This window comes from Nocardioides psychrotolerans, assembly GCF_900113685.1.
GTDB lineage: Bacteria > Actinomycetota > Actinomycetes > Propionibacteriales > Nocardioidaceae > Nocardioides > Nocardioides psychrotolerans.
Genome location: NZ_FOQG01000010.1, coordinates 143,718 through 161,631, shown reverse-complemented (window position 1 = coordinate 161,631; position 17,914 = coordinate 143,718). Strand labels below are relative to the sequence as shown.

The 17,914-nt window shown below is 71.5% G+C and carries 13 protein-coding genes; 6 read left to right on the top strand and 7 right to left on the bottom strand.

All coding sequences use genetic code 11. The features are described from left to right. The 3 genes from BM204_RS13640 to BM204_RS13630 form a co-directional block, all read right to left on the bottom strand. The coding region (locus BM204_RS13640) for an IS982 family transposase (protein WP_218153743.1) at positions 1-615 on the bottom strand (615 nt) is incomplete at its 3' end. A gap of 424 nt (positions 616-1,039) precedes the next feature. Continuing rightward, a complete protein-coding gene (chrA, locus tag BM204_RS13635; RefSeq protein WP_091114299.1) occupies positions 1,040-2,422 on the bottom strand; it encodes a chromate efflux transporter in 1,383 nt (460 codons plus the stop codon). After that, complete coding sequence (locus BM204_RS13630) at positions 2,419-3,288, bottom strand: LLM class F420-dependent oxidoreductase (RefSeq protein ID WP_091114297.1); 870 nt, start codon at positions 3,286-3,288, stop codon at positions 2,419-2,421. Before BM204_RS13630 ends, chrA begins: the two co-directional genes overlap by 4 nt. A gap of 51 nt (positions 3,289-3,339) precedes the next feature. On the opposite strand from BM204_RS13630, the gene BM204_RS13625 reads away from it, so the two are divergent. Next, positions 3,340-4,008, top strand: coding sequence for a peptidylprolyl isomerase (locus tag BM204_RS13625; protein ID WP_091114294.1), 669 nt, complete (start codon positions 3,340-3,342; stop codon positions 4,006-4,008). Between the two features lie 13 nt (positions 4,009-4,021). Here the strand turns inward: BM204_RS13625 and BM204_RS13620 are convergent, their stop codons facing one another. Together BM204_RS13620 and BM204_RS13615 are read right to left on the bottom strand one after the other, a co-directional pair. Continuing rightward, positions 4,022-4,909, bottom strand: a complete 888-nt coding sequence (locus tag BM204_RS13620; RefSeq protein WP_091114293.1) for an oxidoreductase — start codon at positions 4,907-4,909, stop codon at positions 4,022-4,024. After that, positions 4,909-5,364, bottom strand: coding sequence for an OsmC family protein (locus BM204_RS13615; protein WP_091114288.1), 456 nt, complete (start codon positions 5,362-5,364; stop codon positions 4,909-4,911). The genes BM204_RS13620 and BM204_RS13615 overlap by 1 nt, the downstream gene beginning before the upstream one ends. Positions 5,365-5,752: 388 nt before the next feature. Between BM204_RS13615 and BM204_RS13610 the strand changes: the two genes are divergently transcribed. Continuing rightward, positions 5,753-6,748 (top strand): NADP-dependent oxidoreductase, encoded by a 996-nt coding sequence (locus BM204_RS13610; protein ID WP_091114285.1) that lies wholly within the window; start codon positions 5,753-5,755, stop codon positions 6,746-6,748. Between the two features lie 33 nt (positions 6,749-6,781). Here BM204_RS13610 and BM204_RS13605 read toward each other — a convergent pair whose 3' ends face one another. Together BM204_RS13605 and BM204_RS13600 are read right to left on the bottom strand one after the other, a co-directional pair. Continuing rightward, positions 6,782-8,521, bottom strand: coding sequence for an aminotransferase class V-fold PLP-dependent enzyme (locus tag BM204_RS13605; protein WP_091114282.1), 1,740 nt, complete (start codon positions 8,519-8,521; stop codon positions 6,782-6,784). Between the two features lie 91 nt (positions 8,522-8,612). Next, positions 8,613-10,355: a SpoIVB peptidase S55 domain-containing protein gene (locus BM204_RS13600; protein WP_170259145.1), complete on the bottom strand. Its 1,743-nt coding sequence runs from the start codon at positions 10,353-10,355 to the stop codon at positions 8,613-8,615. Between the two features lie 130 nt (positions 10,356-10,485). Between BM204_RS13600 and pepN the strand changes: the two genes are divergently transcribed. From pepN to BM204_RS13580, 4 genes are all read left to right on the top strand, one after another. After that, on the top strand, positions 10,486-12,933 hold the full coding sequence (pepN, locus tag BM204_RS13595; protein ID WP_091114278.1) for an aminopeptidase N: 2,448 nt from the start codon (positions 10,486-10,488) through the stop codon (positions 12,931-12,933). Continuing rightward, complete coding sequence (locus tag BM204_RS13590; protein ID WP_091114275.1) at positions 12,930-13,763, top strand: formate dehydrogenase accessory sulfurtransferase FdhD; 834 nt, start codon at positions 12,930-12,932, stop codon at positions 13,761-13,763. Before pepN ends, BM204_RS13590 begins: the two co-directional genes overlap by 4 nt. A gap of 72 nt (positions 13,764-13,835) precedes the next feature. Further along, entirely contained in the window at positions 13,836-15,038 is a 1,203-nt protein-coding gene (locus tag BM204_RS13585; RefSeq protein ID WP_091114274.1) for an exonuclease SbcCD subunit D, read from the top strand. Beyond that, positions 15,038-17,902 (top strand): AAA family ATPase, encoded by a 2,865-nt coding sequence (locus BM204_RS13580; RefSeq protein ID WP_091114271.1) that lies wholly within the window; start codon positions 15,038-15,040, stop codon positions 17,900-17,902. Before BM204_RS13585 ends, BM204_RS13580 begins: the two co-directional genes overlap by 1 nt. The last annotated feature ends 12 nt before the right edge of the window (positions 17,903-17,914 follow it).

The following is a 17,914-nucleotide window of genomic DNA, read 5'->3' as shown; positions in this document are numbered from 1 at the left end:
GTAGGCCTTGTCGGCGATCACGATCTGCCGGGTCCCGGCGCCCAGGTGTGGTGTGGCGTCGAGGATCGCGTTGAGGACCTCACGTTCGTCGGCCTTGGCGCCGGTCAGGGCCCAGCCCACGGGCAGGCCCTGCAGGGTGCAGACCAGGTGCAGCCGAAGGCCCCAGAAGAAGCGGCTGTGGGAGGCGCAGTAGCCGTACTCGGCCCAGCCGGCCAGGTCGGAGCGCTTCACGGTCTCCCGCGACCTTGCACACTCGACCGGGGTGGAGTCGACAACCCACACGTCGTCGTTGGCGATGCTGGTCTGGCGCCCGAGCTCGCTGATCAGCCAGGTCATCGTGGTTGCGAGCTTGCGCAGCCGCTTGTTGTAGCCCGACTGCAGCGGCAGGTTCGGAAACATGCCCAGCAGGTTCTTGCGGGCATAGCGCAGGAACCGGGTCTCGCTGGTGTAGCCCAGCAGGGCCTGCATCACGGCCAGGGTGAGCATCTCGGCGTCGCTGGTCCTCGGTGGGATCCCGACCTTCGGGCGGGCCGGGACACGCTCAGGATGAGCGAGGAGCAAGTCGTCGGTGGTCACATAGAGTGCGGTGGCGAGGGTGTCCAGATCGGCGTCCACGAGGGCCTCCAGGGTTCACGTTGGGTAGACAACGCCGACTCTGGACACCCTTCACCACTAAAAATAGCCTCCACGCCGTCCAATGCCCTTGGGCTTACTCATCTAGGCGGGCGTTCCAGTCGACCGCGCTGGTCGTCGAGGAGAACACCACCATCGGCATGTCCCGCCAGCGGCGGGCGAACTCGATCAGCCGTCCAGGCGCAGGTTCATGCCACAGGTCAGTTTCCGCACGGCGTCAGCCTCCCGTAAGTCGAGATTCGGCGTACGGCCCAACACGGCGCGGAAAATTCATCGGTCAGACCACACCGAGGGCCGGTTGACCTCCGCGCCGGAGCGGATGCTGCGTACGGAAGGACAGGCTGTCCACTACCCGTGACAGGCCTTCTCACAAGGCCGGGCCGCTCTGGTCTGCCTGGAGAGAGGCTCAGAGCAGCGTGGTGGCGAGGCCCCAGGCGACGCCGGCCAGCGTGCACACGCCGAGCGTGCGCAGCACGCTCCACCGCAGCCGGAAGATCAGCAGACAGCCGAGCGCGGTGATGACCACGGCCGACGCCTGCAGCGAGTCGAGCACCGGCACGTCGAGGTCGAGCGGCCCGGAGGTCAGCCGGCGGGTCTCGTCGAACAACGTGTGCACGGCGAAGAACACCGCCAGGCTGCCGATCACGCCGACGACGGCAGCCGTGATGCCGCTCAGGGCGGTCGCCAGGCTCCGGTTGCCCCGCAGCCGCTCGACGTAGGGGGCGCCGAGGAGGATGAAGAGGAAGCAGGGCACGAAGGTCACCCAGGTGGTGAGCAGGGCGGCGAGGACGGCTGCCGCCCAGGGGTCCAGGCTGCCGGGGTCGCGGTAGGCGCCGACGAAGGCGACGAACTGGACGACCATGATCAGCGGTCCTGGGGTCGTCTCGGCGAGGGCGAGTCCCCGGACCATCTCCCCCGGGGCGAGCCAGCCGTAGGTCTCGACCGCCTGCTGGGCGACGTAGGCGAGCACCGCGTAGGCGCCGCCGAAGGTGACCACGGCAGCGCCCGAGAAGAAGACGCCCTGGTCGACGAAGATGCTGGTGCGCCCCGCGAGGACCGCCGCGAGCACAACGGGCGCCGCCCACAGCGTGAGGCCCACGCCGAGGATGAGCCCGGCCCGACGTCCCGAGGGGCGCTCGGTGTGCAGGGCGTCGTCGCTGACCAGGGGTGGTGGTCCGTCATCCTCCGCAGCGGGCCGTGGCCTCGCCAGCGTCGGGACGGCCCTCCCGAGCAGCCAGCCACCGACGGCGCCGGCCAGCACCACGACGGGGAACGGGACCGCGAAGAAGGTGAGCGCGACGAACGCCGCGACGGCCAGGCCCACGAGCCCGGGATGGCCGAGGCCCTTGCCGCCGACGCGGATCACGGCTTGGAGCACGATCGCGATCACCGCGGGCGCGAGACCGAGGAACACCGACTCCACGAACGTCGTGTCGCCGTAGCCGACGTAGATCGCCGACAGCGCCAAGAGGGCCACGACGCCCGGGAGCACGAACAGGATGCCCGCCACGAGCGCTCCCTTGACGCCGTTGAGGAGCCAGCCGATGTAGGTCGCGAGCTGCTGGGCCTCGGGTCCCGGGAGGAGCGTGCAGTAGGAGAGGGCGAAGAGGAAGCGCTGCTGCCCGATCCACCGACGCTCGTCGACCAACGTGCGTTGCATGACCGCGATCTGGCCCGCCGGCCCCCCGAAGGTCTGCAGCGAGATGAGGAACCACGCCTTGGCGGCCTCACGCAGCGGGATGACATCGTGACTGTGGGCGACCGGCTGGCGGTCGTCGGAGCCGCTCACAGCTGCTGGAGTCGCGGGAGCACCCGCTCGCAGACCTCGGTGGTCCACGCGACCGGGTCGTCGCCCTGCGGCATCAGCGTGACCAGCTCGATGCCGAGGGCGGCGTAGGCCTCCATGTCGGCGAGGAACGCGTCGGTGTCACCGGTGGGGTCGGCGTCGAGGACCATCGACTTCTCGATCGCGTCGTAGTCGCGGCCCAGGTCGTCGCAGTGGCGACGCAGGACGTCCAGCTTGTGGGCCATGACATCGGGGCCCTGACCGAAGATGTTGCAGGCGTCGGCGTACTGGGCGACGAGCCGCAGGGTCTTGCGCTCCCCCGCTCCCCCGACCAGGATCCTCGGCCCGGGCTGCTGGACCGGCGGCGGGACGCAGACGGTCTCCGCCAGCTGGTAGTGGGTGCCCTCGAACGCGCCGTTGTCGTCGCTCCACATCTGGCGGCAGACCTGGAGCGTCTCCTCGAGGCGCTCGAAGCGCCCGCTGGTGGAGGGGAACGGGACGCCGAGTCCCGCGTGCTCGCGGTCGTACCACGCAGCACCGATGCCGAGCATGGCCCGCCCGCCCGAGAGCCGGTCGACGGTCGTGACGGTCTTGGCCAGCAGCCCGGGGTGGCGGTAGGTGACGCCGGTGACCAGCAGGCTGAGCCGCACCTGGTCGGTGACGGCAGCCAGGTAGCCCAACGTGGTGTAGCCCTCCAGCATCGGCTCCGCGGGTCCGCCGAGATCTTCCATTTGGAACCAGTGGTCCATCACCGTGAACCACGCCGCACCCCCTTGGTCGGCAACGCGTGCGGTTGCCGTCAGGCGCTCCTCGAGCCGCTCCGCCCAGTCGGGGTGGGTGAAGTTGGCGTAGTGGACTCCGAGTTGCATGGGGCGAGCCTAGGCGTCAGGGGTGAACGGGGCTCCCCTACCATCGGGCGCATGTCGAAACGACCCCTGACCCTGATCGCAGCCCTGGTGCTCGCCGCCGGACTGACCGCCTGCGGCGGCGAGGACGAGACCGCCGCCGACAGCCCGCCGGTCGACAACAGCAACGCGGTGCCCTGCACCTACACCGAGGAGGGGGGTGCGGCCAAGGACGCCGACCTGCCGCCCGATTCCGCGGCCGACGACGGCGACGTGCCGGTCACGATCACGGCGTCGGCCGGCGAGGTCACCGCCACCCTGGACGCCGCTGCCGCGCCGTGCACGGTCAACTCGTTCACGTCGCTGGCCGGCCAGGGTTACTTCGACGGCACCCCGTGCCACCGCCTCACCACCAACCCGGTCTTCGGGGTCCTGCAGTGCGGCGACCCGTCCGGCACTGGCGGCGGCGGACCGGGCTACAGCTTCGGCGACGAGCTCACCGGTGAGGAGACCTACCCGGCCGGCACCCTGGCCATGGCCAACGCGGGTCCCGACACCAACGGCTCCCAGTTCTTCATGGTCTACGTCGACACGCAGCTCTCGGCCGACTACACGGTCTTCGGCACCATCGACCCCGAGGGTGTGCAGGTCGTCGCCGACCTGGCGGCCGACGGTGTCGACGGCGGCGGCGAGGACGGTCCCCCGGCCACGCCGGTCACGATCGAGAGTGTCAGCGTCGACTGATCGTCAACCTTCCCTAGAGCGGGAAGCGCACCCCACTCAGCGACTCCGACTCTTCCCAGCACGCCCGGGCGAGGTCGGGGTCGCTGGCACTTCGGCTCCGGCCGACGCTCACCGGCCACCCGCTCATCTCCCGGAACCGGTGGGGTCCTAGGTAGGTGTTGCCGGGCACGTCCATCGTCGCGGCGTAGAGCGTGGGCAGGGCGCCCTGCCACGGCCTCATGCCGACGAGGCCGTGGCCCCATGACCCGATCCAGGTCTTGAACCCGTTGCCGGTATTGGCGGTGATGGCGGTCGCGGTGGATCCGGGGTGGGCGCCCGTCACGCGCAGCGTGCTGCCGGTGGCGGTGAGGCGGCGTTGCAGCTCGGCGAGGAAGAGCATGTTGGCGAGCTTGGACTGCGCATAGGCGGCGTACGCCGAGTAGCCGCGCCGCGACCAGTCCAGGTCGTCGAGCTCCAGGACGCCGGAGCGGTGCGACTGGGAGCTGACGACGACGACGCGATCGGTGAGACGCGGCAGCAGGAGGTTGGTCAGGGCGAAGTGCCCCACGTGGTTGGTGGCGAGGTGGAGCTCGATCCCGTCGACGCTGAGGCCGAACGGGACACCGAGGATCCCGGCGTTGTTGACCAGCACGTCGACCGCGCCGGTGCCGTCGGCGAACGCGCGCACGGAGGACAGGTCGGCGACGTCGAGCGCGCGGACCTCCACGTCGCCCTGGATCGTCGCGGCGGCAGCCTCGCCCTTGTCGCGGCTCCGGACGGCGAGCACCACATGGGCTCCCGCCTCCGCGAGGGCGCGAGCGGTCGCGAGGCCGATCCCGCTGTTGGCGCCGGTCACGACGAATCGCCGCCCGTCCTGGCGCGGCACCCGGGTCCACGGAGGGACCCGCGGGGAGCCTGCCATCAGGCTCGATCCTCGGCGATGGCGTAGTCCACCGGCTCACCGAGCGTGACGGTCCTCGACACCGTGCAGATCCGGTCGTGCGTCTGCTGGACGGCACGCGGGAGGAACACCCGCGCCTTGTCGCCGTCCGCCCCCTCGGGGAAGGTCACGTCGAAGGTGACCTTGAGCCCGACCAGGTGGCTTCCGCCGTCGTCCCTGACCTTGTGCCCCTCGGCCGTCACGTCGAAGGACAACGGCTGCGAGCGACGGCTGGTCAGCTCGTCGACGGTGACGCCGGCGCACCCGGCGAGCGCCGCCAGCAGGAGCTCCACGGGCGTGAAGTCCGGATCCTGACCGCTGCCGATCGGGACGATCCCGCCGCGCTGGTTGGTGGCCTTGTAGCGACCCTCACCGATGCGGGTGAGGTCGATCCCCCGCCAGGTGTCGGGTCCGGGGCTTGGCAACGGGTCGGTCATGGCGCACAGACTGCCAGACCGGGGCCCTCCCACGTCGCGAGATCAGCGCGGGCGCGGGACCCACCTGAGGCGACCGCCACGGGTCGCCCGTGCGGCTGCGGCTGCGAGCTCCACGTCTCGGAGCTGCGCATGGTCCCTGTCTGCGTGGACCCGTCCGTTGACGATTCCTTGGGCCAGGTGCAACTGCGTCGGCATGGGTGCTCATCCTCTCGACCCCCTGCTGGGAGTCACGTTTGGTGTAACCAGTAGTGCCGCTTGAGCGACTCTTACAGAGTAGTGCTGTCGGGGGCCGACTCCTGCATCAGGGACAGGGTGATCTCGGCCACCTCCCGAGCGGTCGGTCGGGGGCTCCCCGCAGGGCTCGGTGCCGCCTGGCAGGATCGATGACATGGCTACGACCCGTGAGATCCACCTGTCCACCCGCCCCGTCGGACTCCCCGGTCCGGAGCACTTCGAGACCGTCTCCGTGGACCTCCCCGACCTTGCCGACGGCGACGTGCTCGTCCGCAACACCGTCTTGTCGGTCGACCCCTACATGCGCGGGCGCATGAACGACGTGAAGTCCTACGTGCCGCCCTTCCAGCTCGGCTCACCCATGGACGGCGGCGCCGTCGGCATCGTCGAGGAGTCGCGATCAGACCAGCTCGCCGTCGGTGACACCGTGCTCACGATGGCCGGCTGGCGCGAGCGCGCGGTGCTGCCGGCGGCCGTCGCACGCAAGCTCGACGTCTCCCGGGTCCCGGCCAGCGCCTACCTCGGCGTGCTCGGCATGCCCGGCCTCACGGCGTACGTCGGGCTCAAGCGCATCGCGGAGCTCCGCGAGGGTGACACGGTCTTCATCTCCGGCGCGGCCGGTGCCGTCGGCTCGGTCGCCGGCCAGGTCGCGCGGCAGCTCGGTGCCGGTCGGGTGATCGGCTCGGCGGGCTCGCCGGAGAAGGTCTCGTGGCTGGTCGACGAGCTGGGCTTCGACGCGGCCTTCGACTACCACGACGGGCCGGTCGCGCGGCAGCTCAAGGAGCACGGGCCGGTCGACGCCTACTTCGACAACGTGGGCGGCGAGCACCTCGAGGGCGCGATCTTCCACATGGCCGACTTCGGGCGGATCGCGCTGTGCGGCGCGATCGCCGGCTACAACGCCGACGCCCCCGAGCCCGGCCCGCGCAACCTGATGATGCTGGTCTCCAAGCGGATCACCATGCGCGGCTTCATCGTCAGCGACCACGCCGACCTGACCTCGCAGTTCTACCGCGAGGCAGGTGATTGGCTCGCCGCCGGTGACCTCACCTACCGCGAGACCTACTTCGAGGGCCTCGACCAGATGGTCGAGGCGTTCCGCGGCCTCTACTCCGGCGGCAACACCGGAAAGATGCTGGTCCGACTCTGAGGTGGTCCGCGTGCCCGAGGAGCAGGCGGCCCTTCAGAGCGCCAGGCACACGGCCGGCAGGTCGAACCACCGCAGGTGCTCGAAGTCGGGGCTGACGTTGCCGGGGTGGCCGGCGAGGGCGGGGCCGACGGCGGCGTGGAGCAGGGCCGCGCCGTCGCGGAGGTGGTCGGCGAGCAGCTCGACTCCCCCGGTGGCGCTGTTGGTGGGCATCGAGACGCGGCCACCGGCGTAGGACACGTCGTGGAGCGAGAGCGGCGGCGTGACCAGGCCGTCTCGGTGGCGCCACAGGCCGGTGGTGGTGTCGAAGGTGTAGTCGCCCAGCAGCTTCCACCCGTCGCGCGCGACCAGGCGCACGGCTTCGACGACGTAGTCGGCGACCTCGTCGGCCACGAAGTAGTTGAAGTTGACCCGCACCCAGCCGGGCTTGATGCCCTCGCAGCCGCCGGAGATCTCCCGCTCGAACTCGTGGGAGCGCTCGAGGTCGATGCCCAGCAGTCGGTGGCCGTAAGGACCGGCGCAGGAGCAGCCGCCGCGCGACTGGATGCCGAAGAGGTCGTTGAGCAGCGCGACGACGTAGTTGTGGTGCAGGTAGCGCCCTGACGGCGAGCGCAGGATGAAGGAGACGATCGAGAGCCGCTCGGCGTCGAGGTTGCCGAGCACCTCGATCGACGGGTCGTCCTTCCAAGCGCCGATCGCCCGGGAGAGGTGCCGTTCCTCCTGGATCCGGATCGTCGGGACCCCCACCGCCTCCTTGAGCTGGAAGACCAGGCCGGCGCGGATCGACTCGATGATCGCCGGGGTTCCGCCCTCCTCGCGGTGGGTGGGGTCGGCGAAGTAGCGGTGGTCGTCGTCGTTGACGTAGAGGACGGTCCCGCCGCCGGGCACGTCGGGCACCCGGTTGGCGAAGAGCTCACGACGGGCGACCAGGACACCGGGCGTCGAGGGACCACCGATGAACTTGTGCGGTGACAGGAAGATCGCGTCCTTGTAGGACAGCGGGCGGGCCGGGTCGACGGCCTCCATGTCGATGTCGATGTAGGGCGCCGCGGCGGCGAAGTCCCAGAAGCTCAGTGCCCCGTGCTGGTGCAGGAGCGTCGAGATCCCGGCCGTGTCCGAGAGGATCCCGGTCACGTTGGAGGCGGCCGAGAAGGAGCCGATCTTGAGCGGGCGGTCGGCGTGCTTCTCCAGCTGCTCCTGCAGGTCCTCGGCGTCCACTCCCCCGTCGGCGTCCTGGCGGATGACCACCACGTCGGCGATCGACTCACGCCACGGGATCTCGTTGGAGTGGTGCTCATAGGGACCGAGGAAGACGACCGGCCGCTCCGAGGGAGAGATGTGGTCGGACAGGTGGTGGGTGTCGTCGAGGACCGACGGGATCCGCAGGCCGAGGACACCGATCAGCTTGGCGATCGCTCCGGTGCACCCCGAGCCGGCGAAGATCACCACCGAGTCCTCGCCGCCGACCGCGCGCCGGATGATCTCGCGCGCGTCCTCCCGCAGCCGTGTCGTCTGCAGGCCGGTGCCGCTCGACTCGGTGTGGGTGTTGGCGTAGGAGGGCAGCACCTGCTCACGGATGAAGTCCTCGATGAAGCTCAGCGCCCGCCCTGAGGCCGTGTAGTCGGCGTAGGTCACGCGGCGACGCCCGTAGGGCGTCTCCATCAGGTGGTCCTCGCCGATCACCGAGTCACGGATCAACTGGAGCAGCGCCACCTTGTCGCCAGCGCCAGCGGCAGCGGCAGCGGCAGCATCAACGGCAGCGTCGAGGAGGACCATGCGGTCAACGATAAGCCTCGTGACGACGCCGCGGGTCGGGAGCGTGCTCCCGACCCGCGGCGGGTCCGACGTATCCCCCGGAGGGGACTGCTCAGCGAACGACCACGCGCACCCTGCGGTTGCCGTTGACGACCATGTCGACCGGCCCGAGGACCTGGCTCCTCTCGATCTGGACCTTGCGGCCGAAGATGCTCAGGTCGGCCTGCACCTCGTCGTTGCGGACCTGCTCACGCACGCCCTTGAGGATCTTGGCGAGCGAGTTCTGGTAGGCGGCCTCGCTGTAGAGGAAGTTGCCGCCGACCATCGAGATCGAGCCCTTCTGCCCGGCCGCGCGGGTCGGGATGGTGAAGGAGACCGGCACGGTGCGTTGACCGGTCGGGCCGTTGAGCACCTGGCGCAGGAGGAGCTTCCTGCCGGCGACCGCCAGCGCGGGCTCCTGGCGGCTCAGCGTCACCCACGCACCCTGGCGGTACTGCTGGATGGCCCCGAGCGAGTACGTCGACTTGCTGTCCGTGACGCTTCCCTCGGCAGTGGCGCTGGTGACCGTCACCCCGTCGAGCTGGCTCAGCCCGTAGAGCACGTCGGGCAGGTCGAAGCTGGACTCGTAGGTGATGTCGCGGATCGAGGTGAACCGGTCGGAGTGCTCGAGCGTGAACGGCGTGCCGTCGGCGTCGGTGCCGATGACGGTCCAGCTCTGGGTCTCCGTGCCGCCGGTGATCCCGTCGATGACGCGGTCGTGGTTGGAGATCAGCTGGTAGAAGGTCAGCTCGGCGTTGGCCAGCGGGACGGTGATGTCGGTGACGCCGACGCGGGACTTGTCACCCTTGGTGAGGGTCGAGGTGACCGTCATCCCTTCGGGCAGCGGGCCGTAGGTGCCGGTGATGCCGGTGAGGCGGTCGTCGGTGATCGTGCCGACGGGGGCGGCGATGTTGGCGACCTTGAACGGCGCTCCGAGCGGGTCCTCCTGGACGTAGATGGCGTCGGCCGGATGCATGCTCATGGTCGCGGGACCGCTGAACTGCATCGGGTGGCCGAAGCCGACGACGCGGCCGTCGCAGACGCTGGTCGCCGTGCCGACCCCGGCAGCGGTGATGTCGCCGTAGGCCAGGGACGAGGCGATGTTGCCGCCGGCCACGATGTCGGCGGCAGTCGGGGCGGCGGCGCCGGTGGCCCTGCCGACGGCGTAGGCGTTGCTCGAGAGGTAGGGCCGCCCGGTGGCGCTGTCGAGACGCGAGGAGCTCACGCCCGAGACGCCGAGCGGCATCGGCAGCTGTCGGAAGCCCTGCGCGGCCTGGGCCGCGGACACGTCGGACTCGCGCGCGATGCGCTGGGACATCGCCGTGCCGACCTTGATGCGGCCCGGACGGGCGGCTGCGTCGAGGTAGTCGTCCATGTCCTCGAACGGCGTGATGCCGGCGACCGGGGACGAGCCGTAGGCCAGACCGTAGGCGACCGCACCGATGAGGCGCCCGTCGTCGGCGTAGACCGGCGAGCCTGACATGCCCTGCCAGATGCCGCCGGCGGCCTGGATGGCCGGGGAGTCGAGGTCCATGATGATCATGTCGAGACCGGGGGCGATGCCGCCCTCGAGCACGCCCAGGACCTCACCTGTGAAGGGCTCCGGGGTGACCCCGGAGTCGACGGTCAGTCCCTCGACGGCCTGACCGGCTGCCACCTCGGCCAGCGGGAATACGGCGGTGCAGTCGCCTGTGGGCTCGGCCGACGTGGCGGGTCCGGTCGCGGTGATGCCGACGAGCATCCCCGTCGTCGTGGCGAGGGCCGCGAGGGACAGCGCGCGGCGGTGGCCCCGACAGTGATGAGTGATGAGCGGCATGGTGGTGCCTTCCTCCCGAGATGGGGACGCGGTCTGACGTCCCATGTGTGCTCTACGACGCACCAGCATCGCGGTTGGTTGCCCCGGTGGCGGCAGAACCGCCAGAACGGCCCACATCTAGGGTGGCGTGGTGACGAGCCACAGCCAGAGCCTGCAGCACACCGAGGCCCAGGAGCGCCACCGCCTCCTCCGCGTGACGTCCTACGACGTGCGCCTCGACCTCGCCTCCGACGATGCGACCTTCGAGTCGGTGACGACGGTGCGCTTCACCAGCGAAGGTGGTCCGACGTTCGTCGACCTCAAGCCGGTGAGCGTCTCCTCGATCACCCTCGACGGACGACCGGTCGACCGGGACCTGCTCGATCGGGGACGCTTGCCACTGGACACCACGCCGGGCGAGCACGAGCTCGTGGTCGACGCCGTGATGCGCTTCCGCAACGACGGCGAGGGCCTGCACCGCAGCGTCGACCCCGCCGACGGGAAGCACTACGTCTACGGGATGTCGTTCATGGACGCGGCGCCCAGCATCTTCGCTTGCTTCGACCAGCCCGACCTCAAGGCGCCCTATACCTTCCACGTGCGCGCACCCGTGGACTGGGTGGTCCTCGGCAACGGGGCGGCCACCAACCCCGAGCCGGGCGTGTGGGAGCTGGCGACGACGCAGCCGCTGTCGACGTACTTCGTCACCCTGGTCGCCGGGCCCTACCACCTGATCCGCGACGAGCACGACGGGATCCCGCTCGGGCTGAGCGCCCGCGCCAGCATCGCCGGCGACCTGGAGAAGGACGCCGACGAGCTCTTCACGATGACCCGGCAGTGCTTCGACGAGTTCCACCGACTCTTCTCGATCCGCTACCCGTTCGGTGACTACCACCAGGCCTTCGTGCCGGAGTTCAACGCCGGAGCCATGGAGAACCCCGGCTGCGTAACCTTCCGGGACCCCCTCGTCTTCAGCTCCCGTGTCACCCGAGGCGCCCGCGTCAACCGCGCCACCACGGTCGCCCACGAGATGGCGCACCAGTGGTTCGGCAACATCGTCACGCCGGCGTGGTGGGACGACCTGTGGCTCAACGAGTCCTTCGCCGAGTACATGGGGAACCGCGTCACCGCCGACGTCACCGAGTACGACGACGCGTGGGTGCACCAGGCCTACGCCCGCCGCCAGTGGGGACTCAACGCCGACCAGCGACCCAGCACCCACCCGGTGGCCGGCAACGGCGCCGTTGACGCGACCGCCGCGCTCCAGGACTTCGACGGCATCTCCTACGCCAAGGGCTCGAGCATCCTCAAGCAGCTCAACGCCCGGCTCGGCGACGAGGTGTTCTTCGCCGGCGTCATCGACCACCTCACGACGCACCGCTTCGGCAACGCCACGATGCACGACCTCTTCACCAGCTGGGAGAAGGCGGGCGCGGGCGACCTGTCGGGCTTCACGTCGAGCTGGCTGCGCACGGCCGGCCCCGACACGGTGACGCTGGACCGCGCGGCCGGAGTGCTCCGTCGTACGCCGCCCGCCGACCACCCTGCCGACCGCTCGCACCGGCTGCGGATCGCGACGGCAGGCGGGGGCACGTGGAGCTCCACCGAGGTCACGCTCGCGGGACCGGAGACACCGGTGTCCGTCGGTGACGCTCCCGTGGTCATCGACCCCTACGAGGACAGCTGGGGCGTCTTCCTGCCCGACACGACGACCGTGCAGGGCCTCAAGACGCTGCTGCCGTCGATCACCGACAGCGCCCTGCTCGCCTCCACCTGGAACGCCGTGCGCAGCGCCTTCCACCAGGCCGCGATCGACCCCACCGATGTCATCGACCTGCTCGAGGCGCGGCTGCCGATCGAGGACACCGAGTTCACCGCGCGCCACACGCTGCCCTGGGTCTTCTCCACCGTCGTCCCGCTCGCCGGTGCCGACGCACTCGGACGCATCCACGTCGCCGCCCTCGCCCGGCTCCACGCCGCCGACGCCGGCTCCGAGCTCCAGCTCGCCGCCTTCCGCACGGCGATCACGGCGAGCACGTCGCCCGACGAGCTGCGGGCGTGGCTCACCGGGGACCTGCCGGCCGGTCTCGAGCGCGACGTCGACCTCCGCTGGCGGATCCTCGTCCGGCTGGCCGCACTGGGTGCGACCGACGCGGCCGAGCTCGACGCGGCGCTGGCCGAGGAGCCGACAGGTGTCTCGCGCGTCGAGCACACCCGCGCGCGCGCCTCGCTGCCGACCGCCGAGGCGAAGGAGTTCGCCTGGGCGCGCTTCACCGGGGAGGTCGACGTCGCCAACTACGAGCTCGTCGCCGCGGGGCTGGGGATGTGGCGCGGCGGCCAGGACGAGCTGACCGCGCCCTACGTCGCCCGCTATTTCGACGAGCTGCCCGCGACCGTCAGTGCGCGCAGCGGCTGGGTGCTCGCCGAGGCAGCCGAGGCGTTCTTCCCGATCGGCGCGCTCAGCGAGGACACGGTTGCTCGCACCCGCGCCGTGGTCGCGCAGCCGGGCCTCGACCCGTCGCTGCGCCGACGTCTCGTCGACCAGGCCGACGAGCTGGAGCGTCGACTGGCCGTCCGCACCGCCTACCCGCAGGCATGAGCGAGCGCCCACGCCGACCTGGCCCGTCGGTCCGCACCCGGGTCGAGGAGATCACCGACGACGGCGTCCGTCGGCGCGAGGACCGCCTCGCGACCGAGGAGCCGCTCGAGATCCGCCTGGCCTGGCCCGGCTCCCCGGCCCGCCGCGTCTGGGTCACCATGCGCACGCCCGGCCACGACTTCGAGCTGGCCGCGGGGTGGCTGCGCCACGAGAGCCTCGTCGGCGACGACCACATCTCCGGCGTCGCCTACTGCACCGACGTCGACCTCGAGCCGGAGCAGGAGTTCAACGTCGTCACGGTGACCCTCTCCTCCCCGCCGCTGCACGACCCCGGCCAGCGCCACGAGACCCAGTCGACCGGGTCGTCCGCGTGCGGCGTCTGCGGCAAGGACAGTGTCGCCGCTGCCCTCACGGTGACCGCCGGCGAGCGGTGGGCCGGTCCGCTGCCCGAGCCCTCCGTCGTACGACGGCTGCCGGAGGCGCTGCGCATCCAGCAGCAGGTCTTCGACCGGACCGGAGGGGTGCACGCGGCGGGGCTCTTCACCTCAACCGGGGCTGCCCTCGTGGTGCGGGAGGACGTCGGTCGGCACAACGCCGTCGACAAGGTGACCGGTGCGCGGCTGCTCGCAGGGGCGTCGGCCGCCGAGGCGTGCCTGGTCGTCAGCGGACGGGCCGGCTTCGAGCTGGTGCAGAAGGCGATCGCGTCGGGAGTCGGTGCTCTCGCCGCGGTCGGAGCCCCGACGAGCCTGTCGGTCGACCTGGCCCGTGAGGCCGGGCTGACCCTCTACGGCTTCACCTCCGAGGGCCGCACGGTGCGCTACAGCGGGTGAGGAACCCCACCCCGGCCAGGGCCCCCGGCGTGGGTGCACCACCCTGTCGGCGGTCGCGCCTAGGTTCGTCACGTGCGCATCCTCCACACCTCTGACTGGCACCTCGGCCGGTCCTTCCACCGCGAGGGGATGCTCGCGCACCAAGCCACCTACCTCGACCACCTGCTGGAGGTCGTCGAGTCCGAGCGTGTGGACCTCGTGGTCGTCTCCGGTGACGTCTACGACCGTGCCCTGCCGCCGGTCGACGCGGTCCTCCTGGCCGACGACGCGCTCGTGCGCCTCGCGGCCTCGCGCGCCTCGGTCGTGCTGACCAGCGGCAACCACGACTCCGCGCGCCGCCTGGGCTTCAGCTCCCGCTTGATCGACGCCGCGGGCGTCCACATCCGCACCGATGCCTCGGGTGTGGGCACCCCGGTCGTCCTGGACGACGAGCACGGCCAGGTGGCCGTCTACGGCGTTCCCTACCTCGACCCCTCCGCGCTCGTGGAGCCGTGGTCCCTGCCCGGGCGCTCCCACGAGGCCGCGCTGGGCGAGGCGATGCGTCGGGTCCGGCGTGACCTCTCCGCAAGGGGCGGCGTGCGGTCGGTGGTGCTGGCACACGCCTTCGTCACCGGCGCCCAGCCCAGCGACTCCGAGCGTGACATCTCCGTCGGCGGCGTCTCGATGGTGCCCACGTCGGTCTTTGACGGTGTCGACTACACCGCGCTCGGCCACCTCCACGGCCGCCAGACCCTCGCCGACCGGGTCCGCTACAGCGGCTCGCCGCTGGCCTACTCCTTCTCCGAGGCCGACCATCTCAAGGGCTCCTGGCTCGTCGAGCTCGACGGGGGTGGCTTCGCGGGGGCGCACTTCCTGGAGGCACCCGTGCCGCGCCCGGTCGCGCGCCTCGCGGGCGACCTCGAGACGCTGCTCGCCGACCCGGGCCTGTGCCGCCACGAGCAGTCGTTCGTGGAGGTCACGCTGACCGACTCAGCGCGTCCCGGTCGGGCGATGGACCGGCTGCGTCAGCGCTTCCCGCACACGTTGGTCCTGCGCTTCGCGGCTCCGATGTCCCGTCTCGGCTCGCTGCCGGCCTCGCAGACCCACGCGCGTTCCGACCGCGACATCGCCCTGGACTTCATGACCGACATGCGCGGCGGCCCGCCGGAGGAGTCCGAGACGGTCCTTCTCCACCGCGCGATCGACGCCTGCTGCGAGGACAGCGACGTCGACACGTTCCGCTCGGACCGCGAGGCCTCCGACCTCGACGACGAACGCTCCGAGGAGGTGGACTGATGCGGCTGCACCACCTCGCGATCACGGCGTTCGGCCCGTTCGCCGACACCGTCTCGGTCGACTTCGACGAGCTGTCCGACGCCGGGCTCTTCCTGCTCTCCGGAGCCACGGGGGCCGGCAAGACCAGCGTGCTCGACGCCGTCTGCTTCGCTCTCTACGGCGACGTCCCGGGCGACCGCAACACCGCCAAGCGGCTGCGCTCGGACCAGGCGGCGCCAGGTGTGGCCCCGCGGGTCGTGCTCGAGGCGACCCTGGGGGCCCGCCGGTTCCGCATCGAGCGCTCGCCCCTGTGGGAGCGACCCAAGCTGCGCGGCGAGGGGACCACCACGCAGCAGTCATCGGTCACCCTCACCGAGCGGGTGGACGGCGAGTGGCGCCACCTCTCCAGCCGGCTCGACGAGACCGGGCACCTGGTCAGCCACCTCGTCGGCATGACGGTCACCCAGTTCACCCAGGTCGCGATGCTGCCGCAGGGCCGCTTCCAGACCTTCCTGCGTTCTCGCTCCGAGGACCGGCACGCGGTCCTCCAGCAGCTCTTCCGCACCGGCCGCTTCGCCGACGTGGAGCGTTGGCTGCGTGATCGCCGCGTCCGGCTGCGGCGGGCCGGTGACGAGGCCCACCAGCAGGTCGCCGACCTGGTGAGCCGCATCAGCGAGACGGCCGGGACGCCGCTCCCGGGCGACTGGGACATCCGCGAGCTCACCCTGCCGGCAGCCGAGGGTCTGCTCGACGCCTGGGCCGTCGTGCTCCATGACGACGCCACGCGTTCTCTCCACGACCATCAGGCGGCGGCCGCAGAGGCCGACACCACCGAGGGGGCACTGCGCGCGTCCCTCGACGAGGCGCGAGCGGTCCATCAGCGGGTCGAGGGCCATCGCAAGGCCCGGGCCGAGCACGACCGGCTCGTCGCGTCGTCTGCCCAGGTCGCGGAGGCCGGCGCTCGGGCCACCCTCGCCCAGCGCGCCTCCGGGGTCGCACCGCTGCTCCGGTTGTGCGCCCAGGCTCGCGACCACCGGGACCGCCTCTCGGCCGACGTGGCCCTCCTCGAGGTGAGCGACCGCGGCGAGGTCGCCGCGCTGGTGGAGTCCTCGCTCGAGGAGGCGGCCCGCGTGCGCTCGCTGCGCCCCGCCGCCGGACGCCTCGCCGAGGCAACGACCGAGCTGGGCGGATGGCACCAGCGCCAGGCGCAGGTCGTCCGCGAGAGCCACGAGCTGCGTCTGCTCTCCCGCCTGGCCGGGATCGACGACCAGGTGCGGCTGCTGCGTGAGCTCGGGTCGCTGTCCCACCGCATCGACGTCGCCCGCACCGCCTGGCACACCGCCCGCGAGAGCGCGCTGACCCTCCATGAGTCGCTGCTCGCGCTGCGCGAGGCCCGCCTGGACTCGATGGCCGGGGAGATCGCCCTGGCCCTGGCGGTCGGGGCCTGCTGCCCGGTGTGCGGCTCGGCCGATCACCCCCACAAGGCCCGGCCGGCTGCCGATGCCCCGGACGCCGCTGCCGAGAAGGCCGCGCTCCGCGCCGTCGACGACGCGAAGGCGACCGAGCACCTCCGCGACCTCGAGGTCCGTGACCTCGTCGTCGCCCGCGACCGCCTCATCGAGGCCATCGGCGAGACCACCCTCGACGAGCTCCACGCGCAGCGCGCCCTCGTCGAGGCCGACCTGGCTCCGATCACCGCGAGCCGCGCGGGCCGCGCCCCGACGAGCAGGCCCACCGACCCCGCCGAGCACGACGAGCAGCTGCGCGAGCTGGACCGACGCTCCGCCGAGGCCACTGCCCGGATCGAGGGTCTGACCGCCGAGTGCACCGAGCTGCGCGCCACCCTCGACCGGGCCCTCGGCGGCACCGACTGTCCCGACCTCGACAGCCTGCTGGGGCTCCACGAGGCACGGCTCGTCTCCGGGCGGGCCGCCCTGCGCTCGCTGGACGCGCTCGCCAACGCCCACTCGTCCTACGACGAGGCGCGGGGGGTGCTCGAGAGCGCCAGCGCCAGCGCGGGGTTCGACTCCCCCGAGGTCGCCGCCGCTGCGGTCCTGCCGGAGGCTGAGGCCGAGCGACTGACCCGCACCGTGCGCACCCACGAGCAGCGGCTCGCCGCGGTGCGTGAGGTCCTCCGGGCACCCGGCGCCGACGAGCTCGCCGCCCTGTCCCCGCCCGATCTGCCGCCGCTGGTCGAGGCCCACGCCGACGCACTGGCTGCCCTGGCGCGCACCCGCGGCCGGGTCGAGCAGATCGGCGGCCGAGTGGCCCGGCTGGCGACCCTCCGGGCCCAGCTCGACGCTGCGCTGGCGACCTGGGCGCCCCTGCGCGAGGACCTCGAGGTGACGGTGCGCCTGGCGGCCTTCGTCGAGGGAAAGGCGCCGGACAACCGGCTCAAGATGCGACTCTCCGCCTACGTCCTGGCCTACCGGCTGGGCCAGGTCGTCGCCTCAGCCAACCAGCGCCTCGCCACGATGAGCGACCAGCGCTACTCCCTGGTCCACACCGGTGACCGCGGCGCCGGTGAGACCCGCGGTGGCCTGAGCCTCCTGGTCCGTGACGACTGGTCGGGCGAGACCCGTGACCCCTCGACGTTGTCGGGCGGGGAGACCTTCGTGGTCTCCCTGGCCCTGGCGCTCGGCCTGGCCGACGTGATCACCCACGAGGTGGGCGGCGCCGCGCTCGACACGCTCTTCGTCGACGAGGGCTTCGGCTCGCTGGATGCCGACACCCTCGACGACGTCATGGACACCCTCGACGCCTTGCGCGACGGTGGCCGCGTCGTCGGTGTCGTCAGCCACGTGGCCGAGCTCCGCGACCGGATCCCCACCCAGCTGGTCGTCACCAAGTCGCGTCAGGGGTCCACGGTGGCGTTGCGTCGCTGAGGCGGGACATCG

What these genes read in the sequence shown, in the direction of transcription:
- BM204_RS13630 (WP_091114297.1), bottom strand. Translation starts at nt 3,288, where the DNA reads ATGCAACTCGGAGTCCACTACGCCAACTTCACCCACCCCGACTGGGCG.
- BM204_RS13590 (WP_091114275.1), top strand. Translation starts at nt 12,930, where the DNA reads ATGAGCGAGCGCCCACGCCGACCTGGCCCGTCGGTCCGCACCCGGGTC.
- BM204_RS13615 (WP_091114288.1), bottom strand. Translation starts at nt 5,364, where the DNA reads ATGACCGACCCGTTGCCAAGCCCCGGACCCGACACCTGGCGGGGGATC.
- BM204_RS13600 (WP_170259145.1), bottom strand. Translation starts at nt 10,355, where the DNA reads ATGCCGCTCATCACTCATCACTGTCGGGGCCACCGCCGCGCGCTGTCC.
- BM204_RS13610 (WP_091114285.1), top strand. Translation starts at nt 5,753, where the DNA reads ATGGCTACGACCCGTGAGATCCACCTGTCCACCCGCCCCGTCGGACTC.
- BM204_RS13625 (WP_091114294.1), top strand. Translation starts at nt 3,340, where the DNA reads ATGTCGAAACGACCCCTGACCCTGATCGCAGCCCTGGTGCTCGCCGCC.
- BM204_RS13605 (WP_091114282.1), bottom strand. Translation starts at nt 8,521, where the DNA reads ATGGTCCTCCTCGACGCTGCCGTTGATGCTGCCGCTGCCGCTGCCGCT.
- BM204_RS13580 (WP_091114271.1), top strand. Translation starts at nt 15,038, where the DNA reads ATGCGGCTGCACCACCTCGCGATCACGGCGTTCGGCCCGTTCGCCGAC.
- BM204_RS13620 (WP_091114293.1), bottom strand. Translation starts at nt 4,909, where the DNA reads ATGGCAGGCTCCCCGCGGGTCCCTCCGTGGACCCGGGTGCCGCGCCAG.